Source organism: Enterobacter cloacae complex sp. 6730903 (genome assembly GCF_048283985.1).
In the GTDB taxonomy this organism is placed as follows: Bacteria; Pseudomonadota; Gammaproteobacteria; order Enterobacterales; family Enterobacteriaceae; genus Enterobacter; species Enterobacter hormaechei_C.
Genome location: NZ_JBLVXX010000021.1, coordinates 1 through 14,840 on the forward strand (window position 1 = coordinate 1; position 14,840 = coordinate 14,840).

The window sequence follows — 14,840 nt, forward strand, 5'->3', positions numbered from 1 at the left end:
TCTGTTCGTCGGAAAAACGCTTCTTCATGGGGATGTCCTCATGTGGCTTATGAAGACATTACTAACATCGGGGTGTACTAATCAACGGGGAGCAGGTCACGATGATTGCATCTTTGGAAGTCGTTGATGAATACGGCGAAGTGGTTACTGACCTCTGCCATACCGTTTATGTTTCAGAGTTAACCGGTGGGCGGATTAAAATCCACGACCGTAATGACTTAGTATCTGAAGTTTTCGATAACCTAAGAAATTTAAATCTTGCAGTTGGAGATTCAGTTTCACAAGCTGCTTGATTCTTTCCCTGATTTTGATTTTTTCTCACATACTCTTATGGCACGGTTTCCGTGCCTTTTTTTTGCCTCGCTTACAAGCGTCTACTCCTCTTCTACCTATCCCACCTTACATCACCACTTAAAATCTATCTTTCTAATTCCATTATCCTTTTCGTAGCCTCTAATGCTCTGGTATGAACATACTCTTTAAACTCAAAAAAGTGCTATTAACGAAAAAAAATCCCTAAAGAGATTTGTATACTGTTCTCAACCAAGGAGAGCTCATGAATGAACTAAAATCCAAAAACGAGAACAGTACCAAAAGCAACTTTCCCCCGGTTGATAATCAGTTTTGCTTTTACCATGTTGATTTCAGCATAGAACGACTACTTTCAACGGCCGAGGATCTCCAGTTTGAGTACATCTTCCAGAAACCTGGAAGTGAAGTAAGAAAGGATTTGGTTGAGCGATTCGAACGTGGAGAGCGCTTTGTTACAGCTTCACACTGTGACAATTTCTGTGAAATCCTTGGTTGTCAAGGCCATCAGGAAAATGCATAAACCCATAAACCTACATTTCCACTTTTAAGGATGTTCACTAAAGAATGATTGGAGAAAGTATTTTTGACTGGGTAATTTACGGAATATCCATTTTGATATTTGCCTCAGCACTAATTGAAGGAAAGACAACTCGCTACCCAGCACTTTTTTTCTATGGGAGTTTAATTTTAATGTTAATCCTGATAGTTGCTGGAGGCCTTAACTGGTGGTTCTACAGGTCAAAATATGGCGCAGTAATCGTTATCTTCACAGTGGTCTCTTTACTGATGACTCGATTCCGCCTGGTCATATATAAATTAAGATTAAGAAAGTTAGTTTCAGAAATCAGATTTCGTATAAAAACGGGTTTTCGTATAATTCTTGTTTTGTCGGATAATGAGGATGAGCGTAATGTTCTGCTGTCTATGCTTAGCAACGTATTGCCAGAGCAAACGCTTATTCACACGCGTGATGCTCTCGGACCTCATTCAGAGCCTATCCTAAAAGCTCTTGAGCTACATCATCAACAGGGAACAGGTTACATACTCGTCTGTGAACAACAAATCTCAGCGCGTACGTGGTTGAGTATCGTAGAAAATGGGAAACCTGATACATCTATAGCTGTTAATTTTCATTCGATCCCAGAAATGGAGTGATTTTTCAATGAGTAGAACCGTTTCACAAAGTGTCACAGAAGATTGTCTTTTTGATACCCGCACACAAGTCAGATTACAACTAAGTCGAAGCGTTCATAAAACGCTGGCATCTGCTAAAGAAATTTTACAGGGAAGGGGGGTTGATTCGGTCTCTATTGAAGATCTTGTGCGAGCCTGTCTTGAAGAGAACCAGCCAATTGATCTAGCCTCACTTTACCTTGAAAATCTCTTAAAACAGAAAGGTACCAGCATTTGCGATTTTTAGTGTTTTCAAACCTATTAGATAAAATGCCGGTTGTGTTTATATAACATCAATAATTTCATGCAACAGGTAAAACATGAGTACTCAAAAGCAACTTTCCAGAACTACCGGCACTGAACGTATGTTTAAGGAAGAGCTGGCGTTATCCTTAATTTGTTGGGTTTTCACCAGTCCTTTTACCAACTGGACCGATAAAGTCTTCAGTGGTATTGAAGTTCCGTCTGAAGGACCGTCATCATTACGGGGTGAGACAGAAAAATTCTTTCGTTTTGTCGTTAATGAAGAAGGCTACGACGCAGGAAGGGCTGCTATTGGTCTTGACCTATGTTGTTTTTCACTTCCGTTGTGTTTGTTCCCGGACGCTGCCCTGTCTGAGGAAGAGGTTATGAGTAAGTTAACCGGAGAAGTTATCCATGGAATTCTTCTTTCCTTACCTGAGTTTATTGATATGCCAGAAGTGCTCGCTTACCAGGTCAGGGATGAAATTCTTGCTTTTAACACTCGCTGTGGAGACGGGATCTTTCATGGTTGGAACACGGCTTCAGAATTGTGGAAGTTTGAAATCTTTCCCCGCACCACCATCATGATGCAGCATACTTCGGCAATACATTAAAATTAGGCGGGGCAGAATGCATAAAAAACTTTTTCTTCTCGAATGGAAACCCTGTCAGAGCCGCGTATGGGCCGGTTGGATGGCCCTGTGGTTGACTATCAGTTTTCTGATGTTATCTGCCTTGCTTATGACAGATCATCTCCTGAACAAAGTCATCCTGCCGCCAACATGGTTGTTGATCTGGTTTTCGCCAATGCTGGGGTTTTTGATAAAAGTTCGCGTCGTCGAAACTCAACATTTCCTGGAGCATGACCTCTGTGTTGCAGGTTTCTCTTTTTACCGCTGGAAGAGGTTAGTTTCTCCCGGGCTTTGGTCAGTTGACTGTATAAATGGTCGTTTTCGCCTCAATCGGATCACCCAGGTGGGTAAGACTATCCACTATCCATGGCGTCTCCATTATCATCCTTTGTTCATGAGCCCTATCGAACATAAATCGCATGCTGTGAAAGCTGTTTCAAAATGACTTCTTTAGAGGTTTACATGACATTTATGTTCTGCAAGGTCAGCCTGGGCAGCAAAATTGATTGGAAATAACATGAGCCTGGAGAAACGTATGAGTTATGACGATTTGCCCTATTTTCGTGACCAGATTCTGGAACGCATCGACTCGCTCAAGTGTTTTCTTTCGAACACCCCCCCGATGATGGCAAACCTGATGACTGTCTCCACCGTATCTAGAACAGAAGAGCGCTTGAAGCAGGTTAAACCCATCAGGGTTAGTATTAAAGACGATGCTTCGGTTGAGGAAATTATTCAGGCACTTACTGACATCTGTGTGGATGACATAGAGTCATTAAGTCATGATTCCACCAAAGTAACCACTAAATACCCGGGTCTAATCATTGTCCCCGAAAGAGCAGATCTTCTCGAAAGCTTGATCACTTCTATAAACGAAGCAAAAAATGATTTTGCTGCGGCAATGAGGCGTATCGATAATAAAAAGAATGTCCGTTTTGATAAAGTGCACAAGAAGCTCCCGGGCCTTGTCGCTATGCACTCAACAAGAAATATCCTTTTCATCAAGTCCCAGCTTAAAAAAGTTACTTTTTCATGGCGGCTAAACCGAAACCAGGAAGTTAAAACAGCAGAGCAACTTGTGAGTTTGTTGGAGCGCAGGAGAGCCTCAGAAGTAAAAAATGTAGCAACTACCAATTTGAATGTCGTGTCTAATATCGATAAGGCTTTACACCGTCTTGAATTTCACCCACTGAAGCAGGGCGAATCTTATCGCCTTTGTCGAACTAACTCTTTCCCTGTTCCGATTGCTCACATTTTTGCATTTAGGCCTGAAGGGCAGGAACGAAACGGGAATAAATATGCTGAGACTGATTATTCAGTAGTAAAAGCATCCTTGCCCATTTTCGCAGCAGGCAACATACCTCAATTAAAAACGCTCTCTGACTGGGCTCCTGAAAACAGCCAGGGTCCGTCCAACCAACGGAAGCTGAGCCTGAAATATACAGAACTCGTGCCGGGGGCTGAGCTGGGCATTTTCATTGTCAGCCCCGAAAATTAAGGAACAACAATGCAATGGATTTCCACAGCCAGCCAGAAAATCGATGAGCGTCTCTATCGTGTCTGCGTCTGGGTAAAAAAATATCACGCTGATGCGATTAACCGCGTTGTGCTAACCGTTGATCTAAGTAAAGCCCGACATGACCCTGACGAGGACCAGGTAAGAGCAGAGCTGCTGTGCGGCCATTATTTTTTGCTTCGTAAGGAAAACGCTTCGAACTCTGCGCCTGACGATCAAAAGTTTGCTTTCCTGCCTGACGGGCGCAATCTGTGTTGGCAGACCGCAACCCCGGTGCTTCAGCATCTCCTACTCAATAAAAACGTTCCTGAGTCGCTGAGGTTGCTTACGGACTACATACATATGCGTCTGGCCAGGCTGACAATGGTACCTATGTCCGGAACCATCATGAACGAGGCTCTGCTGGACAGCATCAGCTGGGTTAAGGTGGATTTGACCTACTTCTGGCAGTACGAACAGCTCAGCTCTCATCTGGGACCCATCCAGATAACCCACAAGGCACTTGTACGCTTCGGGCACCTGGCAAAGAATGATGAAAACTCCAGTGCCATAAGAATTCTGCGTCAGCGTCTGTCTTCAGAATTCTTACAAGAATTTCAGATGGCTGAGGATGAGCTAAAGCGCAAACAGTCGTTGATGGGCACCATGGACGTGAAAATGCTGTTTCATGCTCATTACCCCAGCCAGAAGATGCTGGTGGCTCGATATAAAAATGGTTGGGTAATGGTGGATTGTTTTCTGTTTCACCATACCAAACCTAAGAAAAAAGCAAAAAACAAAACTACTGTGGCTAAGCCTCAACTTAAACAGACTAAAAGAGAAGGGAGTGAAAATGGAACTGGGCATTATGGTGTGCATCGTGTTGTTACTCTCAGTGGCGGCGGCGTGGATCAGTAATAAGACAGTTGATTTGCTCGAAAGATTCTATTTCAAGCGTCCGCTGAGCATGGAGTACGCGGCATGGCTACGTGTAATGTGTGCAGGCTTGTTATTAGTTTTTATTCAGGTTGCTCCCCAATTTACACTCCTGTATACCCTTAAACTTGTCACGCTTATTAATCTTGGAATCCAGACAATGAAATTAAATGGCGTGTACAAATATAAAAGGACGGGAATTTTGCCTCCGGGAGGGGCACTCTCTAATCTCACCAGACTTAACCCGTTCAAGAAAAAATAAAGTTATGCGCCCGTGAGGGCGCTATTCATCAAAGGCATTTCGCATAAGCTTGATCATGGCTTTTTTACCAGCTTCAATATTGCGAATGTAGCGCATAACCATTTCTTCATTCGACCAGTTCCCCATTTCCATAATCTGTGGTAGCGAGTAACCTTCAATATCCAGCTGTATCGCACCGCCTACACGAACGCTGTGCCCTGTCCAGTAACGGGTTTTAGTCTCATTTGGATAAAGCTCATTCCACATTTCTTTAAATGCCCGTAAAAGGGAATTTTTGCTGAGCATACCGGCATCGTCCACAGTGTCTTCCTCATCTTCATCGTTCAGAAGACTTTGTTTAGCACGGTAGGGCAGGTTATGCCGTTTAAGAAGCTCAGATAGCTCATTCCCTTTACTCCGAAGCTTCCAGCCGGGTGGCATATAGCCTGTATCATGGAAATTTACGGCCTGGAAAAGGTATTCATCCGGATGACTGTGCTGATCCATTTTCACAAGGTTCATCAATCTCAAGAGGCAGTTAGTTAACTGACGTGTCAGCCGGTAGGTAAGAAGTGTACTGATGTTCGTTTTTGTACGGTATACCGTCAGGTTAAATTCACCGGTCATACTATCCAGAGACAGATCTTTCAGACGTATACGGCGAATTTCGGATGAACGGAGCAGTGTTTCAAAGCCTGTCCAGATCAGGCACAGGTCACGAAGCTTACGAACTGAGTTTGTAGTACTGCGTAACTTTATCAGAGCCTTGAGATCGCCAATAAGAAAGGGAGTTGCCTGTTTAGTCGTCTTTCGCTTCCGGGCTTCCGATTGTTTTAAGGCTTCCAGCATGTACCATGCTTCAGACGTAATAATCCCGGGCAGGTTAAGCCCTTTTTTATGGATACTGTTTAAGGCCTGAAGACAGCTGTTTATGCTGCTTCGTGACAATTTGCCTTCAAGATGCCCCATAAACGCCAGCAGAGCTTCCTCAGACACGGGGAGCGAACTTACTGGCCAGTCTGTATGCAACCGGGCATTCGCCTGATACCATTCGTTCCATACTCGTAGCCAGTGCAGATAGGTTTTAGCTGTGTTGTATCTCAGATGGGAAAAGTAACGGATCAAGCGTGAAAGCTGTTTATCATGGTTGCCGAACGTTTCCAGCTGCTGATGCAATTCGCTTTCCGAAAACTGTCTGATCACTGATTGATTCTTCATCCTGCTCACCGGGATACACTGGTTTTATTTACAGTCATTTTAGCACTCATGTACCTGGTTATGAACAGGGTGGAAACAACGAAAAAGGTTGTGAAATCGTTAGGCTTAAGTGAAAAATGATATTAAGATTATCCCTGGCCAGTTGAGGCCTGTCTAAAGAAGGTTGATTATGTCTGACACAAAGCAGTCTTATTTAATGAAATTCCGTAAGTGTAGTTCGTTCGAAACGCTCGAAAAAGTATTTGAAAGGTTATGTGAAAAAAACTCGGGTGTCGCCTCTCTTGAAATTTCTGGTGCTTATGATCATCGTAAAGCTGAACTGACAATGAAAAAGTTATATGACAAAGTTCCTGCGAGTGTGTGGACCTTTGTTCGCGAGTAATTATTGATATTGGCACAACAAAAAGACTGTGTCTGGATTTGAAAATAGTTTATGCCCCTTTCGGGGCTAAAGGCACTGTAATAGCCTGTCTTTTTAACTTTCTTATTAAGTTCGGAGAAAGACTTTAATCATAAGCCAAGCCCACTGCTAAATACATCCGATATTCTCCTTAATTTTAGAAGTTGTGATAAAAGTTACTTTACCTAAACTTCTCTCTCCATATTTGTAAGGCTCTCATTTGATTCTTGTCAAACATTAATCTGGAAAACTAAAAAATCATTTCTTTTAATTCGTTTTACAGAAATCCTCCTCCGTTATTTCGGATATAGTTTGAATAATTATCAAAAACGGGGTGCAGCCATGCGTAAGAGTTACACATTTGGTATTCCATTTGGACTCCAGAGAGAATCAGGACTCTTTTTAGATATTACAGAGGTCAGCCGGGGTATCGACTGTAACTGCATCTGCCCCGCTTGCAAAACTGATCTGTTAGCAAAGCAGGGGGAGGTCAAGCTTTGGCATTTCTCACACAGTACTGCTGTAGCCGGTGACTGTGATGGTCTGATGGAAGCCATCCGGGGAAAAATTATTGAAGTCATCAACGAGCACCAGGTTCTTGGTTTCCCAAATCTTCTCGCTGGCGACGATGGTGGGCCGGTTTCACTGAATGAGGTTATTGGAAGCGGCAGTATGTTCGGAGGCACAGCTGATCTGTTCGTAAAGGTTAATGATTTATGTGTGGCCGTCTTTCTGGACAGGGATCGTAGCATTTCTGCGAAGTTAACCTTTGACCACCTTCATCCTTCCGAAAGAGTTGCCGCATTGCGTATCGATCTTCCAGATATTGAATATGAAATCAGTCAGGTGCAGCTCGGGCGACGTAAAACAACATACAGTGAGTGCATTGAAAGCCTGATCATTGATGAGACCAGTTCCCGGGAATGGCTATATCATCCATTAATGCATGAACTTGAATCTGAACCTCTTCAGGAGTATCGGGGACGGGAGCCTTCAGAGGAAGGGCCTCTTCTTCAGCGCCTTGCTGACTGTAAGATGAAATTGCCTGATATCCTTCCGGGCAGTCATAACGCGTTAGTCAGGTTACAGCAGGATACGATTGTATGTCTGTGTAGGTTAACGGTTCGGGCTTATGACATCGCTCAGACCGATGAATTTCCTTTGTTCCTTCGCTATTTCAGGTTGCACTGCCTGGAAAACAGCGAACATGTCAGTTACGAAAGACTGATCTGCTGGCAGGAAATGATTTCAAAAACCCAGGAAGGCCAGTCCTTGACACAAAACGAACTTGAATATCTTCATGAGATTGTCCGCATCGCCTTATACAATCACCGGCTTAACAATGTCAGTATTTCAGATGTTAAAAACCATGACACAGGAAAGGAGAGCGGCAGGGTAGAGCCACAAAACTATTCACTCTTATAAATAAATTGGGCTTTGCGCATTAAACCCTTGCCGCAGGAGGTGTACCGCATATCCGGCACAGACAGTCAGTTTTTCTGGCAGCTTAAATTTGACACAGCTTAATATAGTGATTCATTAAACAGGTTCAGTATGCTGCCAGAACGTTTTAGTCGTTATGGGCGTCCGTTAGTTTTCTACTAACTGAACGACGACCAGCCTGCCGCCTTCCTCCTTTGACAGAACAAACTGAGCGTTATTCGTCAGTTCAATTTTTTCCCCAATGGCAATCTGTCGTTTATCCGGTAATGACATAAGCCCATTTATGCCTTCATTTACTAACCACCACTGATCGTTATGGAAAACAAAATACCCAACTCGTTTCCTTTGCAAATCGGTTGTACGCTCATTTGGCGCAATGAGGCGATTCACATGCCACGCATAGATTGACTGCCCGCTCCACACCATCAACCGGTGGTCGTCAGGACGATAACTGCCTTCCTTTCGGGAAGAATATAAATTTAGAACCGGTAATTTACCCTTGTATGGCGTACCGCAGTAGGGACAAACCGGCTTTGTCTTACCCGAGAAAACGTACCATTTCTGTTCACACGCCTTGTTCTGGCAGGGCTGTATCAGATCGACTGTTTTAACCAGGGCGCTTTCCCACTCATCGGCGGTCGGGCGTTTAGTGGCATCGTGTAAGCCATCTATAAAGGCGCGCTCAAACAAAGGTGTCAGATAAGGGCCCATGATGGTGTAAGGAATTTTCTCCGGGTCAGCCCAGGGCAGTGAAAAGGACGATAGCTGACTGACTTTGACTGCATTGCTTTTGTCTGTCGGATGTTCAATGAAGAGTGCCTTCTCACCCATAGATAAGGTCTCATCACGTACTTCATCCGACATGTCATGTATTTTTCCGCCACGTAGCGGATGACGGAAGAACAGATACATGTAGATAAGCACCGACAGCGCATGACGGTCAGTAGTAATGCTTGGCAATACGCGGTTCGGATCCTCTTTGGAAAGATGACTGGTTTTCACCACTTCCGGAGCGATAAAATCCGGGGTGCCCACCACGTCGGGAGGATACTTTCCAGGGACAACCAGGCCGTCTACGTCAATGATGCAGGCATGTCCCATTTCTGGATCGATAAGCACGTTTTTATAGCTTAGATCGCTGTGACAGAGACCTGCCGCATGCATCCTTCTGACGGCTCTTGTCAGCAGCAGACAGACCTTGAGATAGGTAAGCGTATTGCCTCGTTCACGTGGGTCGAGAAATTTGTTCTGGTTGCTGGCGCTGGCAAACCATTTGCCTTCCTTTTCACGACCTTTTATGCCAAGAAAATCATCGTTTTTAGAGCCGTATTTAAAGAAAAAGTAGCTTTTGTAGGTTGGAACCACGATGCCGATTTTATGCCCATGCTCAACAACATGGGTCGGCCAGCAAAACAGGTCCTTCCAGTATTCACCTCCGGACTGGCCAAAAATGTTTTGCCTGTAGCGTCCGGTGATCATATCAATCCGATCCCGGGCCTGCTCGTTCTGCGGTTTATGATAAAAAGCGACGACGTATGATTTATCAGGCGAAAAGTAAACATCCTTCATCGAGCCCGAACCAATTACCTCGTCAACATACTGGACTGTTTCGCCGTCCTTTGTTTTGCACGTAACGATATTTGCCATATTGATCACCGAAAAAGCGTATCCCTTACCACAACACCGCAATAGTGCGGTCATCATGGTTCCCTGTGGAGAAAAAGTTAAGCCAGTCGCCTAACCTCTCAGGCGCAATACTGGCGTCTGTAAGGACAGGGTTGAGCTCATCAACGAGACGGGTCCATTTTTCGTCACTGCGAAGCCCATTATCCGTCTCAAACAGAGGGTCTGAGACGCCGTCTGTCATGAGGATCAAGTGAGATACATCATTCCATTTACCCACGCTGATGCGGCCGCTAAACGAGGGGTCTGCGATAATGCTCTGGTCAAGGAAACGGGTTTGTCCTGCGTATTCTCCGCTATCGGGATTTCCCAGTATCCTGACTTTACCGGAAGGGCTGTATGCACCTATCGCACCATCACCAAGCCAGAATGCAGCCGCAAACAGCTCGTTATCAGTTCGTAGCGCTACAGTTGCCAGAAGGGTTGTTGAATAGGATTTCACAGGTTGTTCTGCACAAATGGCTTCGTTCTGGATACTGTTGACCGCGAGCGTAGCTGCCTGTTTAAAATGATGAAGCATGGCGTTTATTGTTGCCTGCTGATCGCTCCCTTCCCACGCCGTGATGTGCTGCTTTAAATGGACGCCTTTCACACCACTGAGCTGATTTAAAAGGTAATCGCCAGCCGTTTTGACTGCAATCCGGGAGCCTTCCCGGGAATTTACCGCACTACCGGCTCCGTCTGCGACCAGCATGACAGACCATCCTGTTTCCTGGCAGTGGTTGATGTAGAAGTCGTCATCTCTGAAGCTTCCGGCATGCTCATGAGAGCGTCCCCGGCGACTGGCGGCAGCAATACGTATATCACCCCTGACCAGGCCAGCAGCGTCCAGATGGGACTTAGGGTAGGGAGCGTCTGCTGGTGGCTCTACCACCTTCCACAGGCTTCTCGGATCGGGATTGATTATAAATAGCTGTTTTGTTTCACATTCGTCGTGCGACGTGCATGACCAGATTACTGAAAGCTCTATATCGCCGCTTTCGGTGGGAGTACCTGTCAGCAACTCCTGTTCTTTGTCAAAAGACAGGCCAATGTTCCGGGGAAAGACAACGTCCCTGACAGTAGCCTGCTGGCCCTCACCCAGAACGATAGCAACCGGCGAAGAGAAACGTTCGCCTGCGCGGGCGTTGGGGATCGTTATTTTAGCTCTCGGGGGAACGGCAGGTGGCACAGCTAAGCTGGCCCGCTGCTGGCCTGTCGGTATCTGCCCGGGTTTTAATACCAGGGAAGACAGGTTTTCGTCTTCCCTCTGTGCTGGTTTATCAAATTCGTAATAAGGCATCAGCTTCCAGAACGGAGGATGAGGCTCATTTTCTGGCAGGGGTTGCAGTGCTGATGTATCGGTAGCGTCAATGCCCGGGTTATCAGCAACACTTACGACCGTTTGTTGCTGATCGGAAAGACTGGATGCTGACGAGGCGGCAATCTCTGCGTCGTTATCACCTTCGCTAACCCGCGCAGATAAACCCTGTGCAAGGCTCTCAATCCGCTCTTTAAGCCGCATAATTTCTTCGGTAAGGGATGGGTCCTGCGATAGAAGTAAAAGCCGCTCACCTTCAACAGGGTGGCCCAGCTCAGACAGAACTAAGCGGATAATCTTCTCTTCAAGTAAAGCATTTTGCGACATCAACCTCTCCCTCTGTTTACGTCGAAGTTAGTGTTTCCGCCATCATTGCTGAATGACAGGCCTGTTTCACACCACGGGCAGATCACGTCATCCGGGCCGTCAATACACAGCAACTTTCCGCATGAGCACAGGGCAAACGCACTGGCATTACCGCAGTGGGGGCAACCCGGTACGCCATGCAGTTCGCTGGTATTTACCTGCAAACCGGTAGCGGTGGCATCTGACCACGCAAAATAGTCCTCATCGATGGGATAGCATCCGGCAATATTAAAGCTGTTCAGGTTCAGACTGAAATCGAGCCCGGAAACCCTTGCTGGTGGCCGTTCATACTTCATCAGGTACGGACGACGGGTCTTGCTGCAACGGCCGGTAAGCGTAACGCAGTTTTCGTCGTACGCTTTTACTGGCTCGTCCTTGGCCAGCCGGACTATGTATTCAGTCTGGCTGAGCTCAGGTTGTTTGTCGTCCCCGACGCTGCGGCTGTGCGCCGTAACCGAGGCCGTGATCCATTTGATGAAGCGGGTAAAGTCCCCTTCCTGAGATTCGGTGAACAGCATGACATTCTCTGTCAGTTGCCGCAGGATATTCAGGTCCGCTGACGGCCCCAGGCCAACGGCAATGAGATTCACTTTACTCGCGTAGTGATCCTTCCAGCGCTTCACTTCTGCGGTTGTGTCGTCAGTCGGACGTCCGTCGGTAAGGAGATACACGACGGGTTTCCAGTCGCCTTTAGCCTCATGAGTGGTTTTTCTGACCTGGGTATCAATTTGCACGGTCAGCTCACGCAATGCAGCTCCAAGGCTCGTACCGCCGCCAACGGGAAGGCGGGGAGGGTAGAACGAGGCAATTTCGTGAAGAGGTACAATCGTACGGGCTACACCGGCAAATGCGATTACCGAGACCCAGGCTGTTTCAAGTGCGTGTGGATCCTTTCTTAAATCTCCGACGATCATTTGCAGACCATCAGTCATTTTTTTCAGGTTTTCACCAATCATGGACTCTGAACAGTCCAGGACAAAAAACACGGGAAGGCGTCTCATAATTTTCCTCGTACGGCTGGTACGGCCAGCAGAAAACGTTGCTGTACAGAAAGGTGCTGCCCGGAAACAGCACCTTTCTGTCTGTCAGAGCACCAGCTGGATTTCTGGTGGAGGAGGGGGAAGGGTATCAGTTCCGTTATTAATCCCCGCGCTTGTGCTGCCGGAAGACACGCTGGCCGATACCCATTTAAAGAAACCTGCAAACGCGGTTGAATCTAGCGTCTCCAGAGACACAACCTTATCGGTGAGCTGTTTTAAGTGCTCATGGCCTGCTTTAGGACCAACGGCGCAGGCAATGATGGATCCGAATCCCCGGCCGCGAATCGCTTTTACCGCTTCACCGTACGCCAGGGCATCAGAAGGGGTTCCATCAGTCATCAGGAATACCAGAGGACGCCAGTCTCCTTTGGTATCACCATCTGAGCGACGTACATCCCGTTCAACACACTGCATCAGACATTCAAGGGCAGCACCGGTGAACGTCCCGCCTGCGCTTGGCACAACGATGTCAGAAAACTGGAAGTCTTCCAGCGGCGTGAGAGGAATGAACTCACGCGCCTCATTGTCATAGGTGATAATGGAGATATGAACGCTTTCGAGGGCGTAGGGATCCTGGCGAAGAGCGCTAAGCATCGCCTGAATTCCAACGTTAACGGAATGGATTGACTCACCGCGCATCGAGCCGGATGTGTCGATAACAAGGTAAACAGGCAGGCGGCGCATCACATGTAATTCCTCAGGTGCGAGACAAACGAATCTGATTCTGAAGGCTCACCAATTGCCCTGAGTTTCCAGCCTGTAGCCTCGCGTATCAGCTCGGCAAAGACCATGGAGCGCTGGCTGGCGAAGGCGGGTCCGCCAGAAAGATCGAATCGTGCCATTTCAATATTACGGGCATCTACTGCCCGGATGAAGGCATTCTGAACTTTACCAAAGTGCTGCTGGAGCTTTTCACCATTGTAGATCTGAACGATGAACACAATTTTCTCGTACTGAGCGTCAAGGGAATTCAGGCGCACAATAATTTGCTCATCGTCACCGTCACCGGCTCCGGTTCGGTTATCGCCCGTCAGCCAGATATTGCCTGACTTATGGCGAAGGCTGTTGAAAAAGATGATATCGCCATTCACAAGCGTTGGTTTACCATTTTCCACATTGCCGAGATCGGTCACCTTTCCGGCTGAATTACACAGGAAAGCGATCACATCAAGGTCGTATTCTTCTTCTTTTTTACCAAAGATCCCGCCGAGAAAACCTTTCTTTTCCTCATTAATATCCCAACCGAGGCCGATAGTAACGGACGAGAGATCGTATTCATTTTTTTTCAGGCTTACGCCCTGGCCTTTGCTCAGACTGACAGACATGATATCCCCTTAATCAATAAAATTATAAGACCACATTTACTTCTGGCGGCGGCGGTGGCAGGTCTTCAAGACCGATCACTTCTTTTTTGCTGGACTCCACTTTCTGACTGCCTACCGAAATGCTCGCACTGACCCATTTAAAGAAAGCTTTAATCGTCGAACTGTCAGCTGTATCGAGCTGAACCACGATTTCAGTGATTTCTTTGAGGACGCTGGTATCGGCATCATGCCCGGCTGCACATGCCACAACAACGCCGGTTCTGGCCGCTTTAAAGTCATTCAGGCCTTTACGCCAGTCATCATTCGGACTTCCATCCGTCATCAGGAATACAAGGGGACGCCAGTCACCTTTAGTGTCAGCCGTCGTTTTCTGTACTTCTTTGGCAATGGAGCTGGCCGTGAGGGAAAGCGCTTCGCCAAGAGACGTGGTGCCGCTGGCTGTTAGTGCTGGCATCTGGAAACTCAGGAGGTCTGTCAGGGGGACTGCCTGTCGGGCTGAAGAATCAAAGGTGATCACTGACACGTGAGCCGTTTCGAGTGCATACGGATCCTGTTTCAGCGTGGTAAGCAGCGTCTGAACGCCATTTTTAACCGCTTCGATAGGCTCTCCGTGCATAGAGCCGGACGTGTCGAGTAGCAGATATACGGGTAAGCGTCTCAAATGTAATTCCTTCTTAAGAGATCGGAAGAGGAGAGTAGTTTCAGGAAGAGGCCAGGGTTTGTTGATTTGATAAAACGGCACGACATCTGTCGGGTGGAGATTAAATACTCAGAAGCGGCATTAAAGAAATAAGTTAACCACCATAGAATTACCGACATGTGAATGGCCTCTTATCAACAGAAAAATAATTCAGACCGGACTGGAATATAAGATTTCTGAAAAAACTCGGACAAATAAACTGTCTTATGTATGAAATTCATCATACATCACAGATCTGCATGAATGGAGTGTAAAACGCCCAAAGATTGATGTGTAGCACAAGAGGATGTCAAGACACCAGGTTTTGTAGTCAGTAAGGCGCTGCTGGCATTG

At 46.6% G+C, this 14,840-nt stretch carries 17 protein-coding genes; 10 read left to right on the top strand and 7 right to left on the bottom strand.

From position 1 onward, the window contains the following. The first annotated feature begins 101 nt into the window (after positions 1-101). The 8 genes from ACNQ0W_RS12805 to ACNQ0W_RS12840 all read left to right on the top strand — a co-directional run bounded on the left by ACNQ0W_RS12805 (position 102) and on the right by ACNQ0W_RS12840 (position 4,773). Positions 102-293, top strand: coding sequence for a hypothetical protein (locus ACNQ0W_RS12805; RefSeq protein WP_417933204.1), 192 nt, complete (start codon positions 102-104; stop codon positions 291-293). A 263-nt stretch (positions 294-556) separates the two neighbouring features. Continuing rightward, positions 557-832, top strand: coding sequence for a hypothetical protein (locus tag ACNQ0W_RS12810; protein WP_001004200.1), 276 nt, complete (start codon positions 557-559; stop codon positions 830-832). A gap of 44 nt (positions 833-876) precedes the next feature. Next, positions 877-1,467, top strand: coding sequence for a hypothetical protein (locus tag ACNQ0W_RS12815; RefSeq protein ID WP_000578891.1), 591 nt, complete (start codon positions 877-879; stop codon positions 1,465-1,467). 7 nt (positions 1,468-1,474) lie between these two features. Then, positions 1,475-1,732 carry a hypothetical protein gene (locus tag ACNQ0W_RS12820; RefSeq protein WP_001371933.1) on the top strand — a complete coding sequence of 86 codons (258 nt, stop codon included), beginning with the start codon at positions 1,475-1,477 and terminating at the stop codon, positions 1,730-1,732. A gap of 73 nt (positions 1,733-1,805) precedes the next feature. Then, positions 1,806-2,342 carry a hypothetical protein gene (locus ACNQ0W_RS12825; RefSeq protein WP_000107167.1) on the top strand — a complete coding sequence of 179 codons (537 nt, stop codon included), beginning with the start codon at positions 1,806-1,808 and terminating at the stop codon, positions 2,340-2,342. A gap of 16 nt (positions 2,343-2,358) precedes the next feature. After that, the gene (locus tag ACNQ0W_RS12830; RefSeq protein ID WP_000549069.1) at positions 2,359-2,805 is read left to right on the top strand and encodes a hypothetical protein; all 447 of its coding nucleotides are present in this window, start codon (positions 2,359-2,361) and stop codon (positions 2,803-2,805) included. 90 nt (positions 2,806-2,895) lie between these two features. Continuing rightward, on the top strand, positions 2,896-3,858 hold the full coding sequence (locus ACNQ0W_RS12835) for a DNA replication terminus site-binding protein (RefSeq protein ID WP_000119428.1): 963 nt from the start codon (positions 2,896-2,898) through the stop codon (positions 3,856-3,858). A 9-nt stretch (positions 3,859-3,867) separates the two neighbouring features. Next, positions 3,868-4,773: a hypothetical protein gene (locus tag ACNQ0W_RS12840; RefSeq protein WP_001198595.1), complete on the top strand. Its 906-nt coding sequence runs from the start codon at positions 3,868-3,870 to the stop codon at positions 4,771-4,773. A 301-nt stretch (positions 4,774-5,074) separates the two neighbouring features. Here the strand turns inward: ACNQ0W_RS12840 and ACNQ0W_RS12845 are convergent, their stop codons facing one another. Continuing rightward, entirely contained in the window at positions 5,075-6,250 is a 1,176-nt protein-coding gene (locus ACNQ0W_RS12845) for a tyrosine-type recombinase/integrase (RefSeq protein ID WP_000795949.1), read from the bottom strand. A gap of 169 nt (positions 6,251-6,419) precedes the next feature. Here ACNQ0W_RS12845 and ACNQ0W_RS12850 point away from each other — a divergent pair, with 169 nt between their 5' ends. Further along, complete coding sequence (locus tag ACNQ0W_RS12850; RefSeq protein WP_001285422.1) at positions 6,420-6,632, top strand: Hha/YmoA family nucleoid-associated regulatory protein; 213 nt, start codon at positions 6,420-6,422, stop codon at positions 6,630-6,632. A gap of 360 nt (positions 6,633-6,992) precedes the next feature. Further along, on the top strand, positions 6,993-8,075 hold the full coding sequence (locus tag ACNQ0W_RS12855; protein ID WP_001232447.1) for a hypothetical protein: 1,083 nt from the start codon (positions 6,993-6,995) through the stop codon (positions 8,073-8,075). A 165-nt stretch (positions 8,076-8,240) separates the two neighbouring features. On the opposite strand, the gene ACNQ0W_RS12860 is transcribed toward ACNQ0W_RS12855, so the two are convergent. The 6 genes from ACNQ0W_RS12860 to ACNQ0W_RS12885 form a co-directional block, all read right to left on the bottom strand. Then, complete coding sequence (locus tag ACNQ0W_RS12860; RefSeq protein WP_001284318.1) at positions 8,241-9,740, bottom strand: helix-hairpin-helix domain-containing protein; 1,500 nt, start codon at positions 9,738-9,740, stop codon at positions 8,241-8,243. A gap of 25 nt (positions 9,741-9,765) precedes the next feature. Continuing rightward, complete coding sequence (locus tag ACNQ0W_RS12865; RefSeq protein WP_000081059.1) at positions 9,766-11,403, bottom strand: PP2C family serine/threonine-protein phosphatase; 1,638 nt, start codon at positions 11,401-11,403, stop codon at positions 9,766-9,768. Then, positions 11,403-12,443 carry a TerY-C metal binding domain-containing protein gene (locus ACNQ0W_RS12870; protein ID WP_001253656.1) on the bottom strand — a complete coding sequence of 347 codons (1,041 nt, stop codon included), beginning with the start codon at positions 12,441-12,443 and terminating at the stop codon, positions 11,403-11,405. Before ACNQ0W_RS12870 ends, ACNQ0W_RS12865 begins: the two co-directional genes overlap by 1 nt. An 84-nt stretch (positions 12,444-12,527) precedes the next feature. After that, positions 12,528-13,166: a vWA domain-containing protein gene (locus ACNQ0W_RS12875; RefSeq protein WP_001253658.1), complete on the bottom strand. Its 639-nt coding sequence runs from the start codon at positions 13,164-13,166 to the stop codon at positions 12,528-12,530. After that, complete coding sequence (locus tag ACNQ0W_RS12880) at positions 13,166-13,807, bottom strand: TerD family protein (protein ID WP_000116681.1); 642 nt, start codon at positions 13,805-13,807, stop codon at positions 13,166-13,168. Before ACNQ0W_RS12880 ends, ACNQ0W_RS12875 begins: the two co-directional genes overlap by 1 nt. Before the next feature lie 22 nt (positions 13,808-13,829). Further along, positions 13,830-14,468: a vWA domain-containing protein gene (locus ACNQ0W_RS12885; protein ID WP_001253657.1), complete on the bottom strand. Its 639-nt coding sequence runs from the start codon at positions 14,466-14,468 to the stop codon at positions 13,830-13,832. Positions 14,469-14,840: the final 372 nt, after the last annotated feature.

Coding starts and splice junctions, on each gene's coding strand:
- ACNQ0W_RS12870 (WP_001253656.1), bottom strand. CDS start 12,443: ATGAGACGCCTTCCCGTGTTTTTTGTCCTGGACTGTTCAGAGTCCATG.
- ACNQ0W_RS12865 (WP_000081059.1), bottom strand. CDS start 11,403: ATGTCGCAAAATGCTTTACTTGAAGAGAAGATTATCCGCTTAGTTCTG.
- ACNQ0W_RS12825 (WP_000107167.1), top strand. CDS start 1,806: ATGAGTACTCAAAAGCAACTTTCCAGAACTACCGGCACTGAACGTATG.
- ACNQ0W_RS12840 (WP_001198595.1), top strand. CDS start 3,868: ATGCAATGGATTTCCACAGCCAGCCAGAAAATCGATGAGCGTCTCTAT.
- ACNQ0W_RS12845 (WP_000795949.1), bottom strand. CDS start 6,250: ATGAAGAATCAATCAGTGATCAGACAGTTTTCGGAAAGCGAATTGCAT.
- ACNQ0W_RS12830 (WP_000549069.1), top strand. CDS start 2,359: ATGCATAAAAAACTTTTTCTTCTCGAATGGAAACCCTGTCAGAGCCGC.
- ACNQ0W_RS12810 (WP_001004200.1), top strand. CDS start 557: ATGAATGAACTAAAATCCAAAAACGAGAACAGTACCAAAAGCAACTTT.
- ACNQ0W_RS12860 (WP_001284318.1), bottom strand. CDS start 9,740: ATGGCAAATATCGTTACGTGCAAAACAAAGGACGGCGAAACAGTCCAG.
- ACNQ0W_RS12855 (WP_001232447.1), top strand. CDS start 6,993: ATGCGTAAGAGTTACACATTTGGTATTCCATTTGGACTCCAGAGAGAA.
- ACNQ0W_RS12875 (WP_001253658.1), bottom strand. CDS start 13,166: ATGCGCCGCCTGCCTGTTTACCTTGTTATCGACACATCCGGCTCGATG.
- ACNQ0W_RS12835 (WP_000119428.1), top strand. CDS start 2,896: ATGAGTTATGACGATTTGCCCTATTTTCGTGACCAGATTCTGGAACGC.
- ACNQ0W_RS12820 (WP_001371933.1), top strand. CDS start 1,475: ATGAGTAGAACCGTTTCACAAAGTGTCACAGAAGATTGTCTTTTTGAT.
- ACNQ0W_RS12850 (WP_001285422.1), top strand. CDS start 6,420: ATGTCTGACACAAAGCAGTCTTATTTAATGAAATTCCGTAAGTGTAGT.
- ACNQ0W_RS12805 (WP_417933204.1), top strand. CDS start 102: ATGATTGCATCTTTGGAAGTCGTTGATGAATACGGCGAAGTGGTTACT.
- ACNQ0W_RS12880 (WP_000116681.1), bottom strand. CDS start 13,807: ATGTCTGTCAGTCTGAGCAAAGGCCAGGGCGTAAGCCTGAAAAAAAAT.
- ACNQ0W_RS12815 (WP_000578891.1), top strand. CDS start 877: ATGATTGGAGAAAGTATTTTTGACTGGGTAATTTACGGAATATCCATT.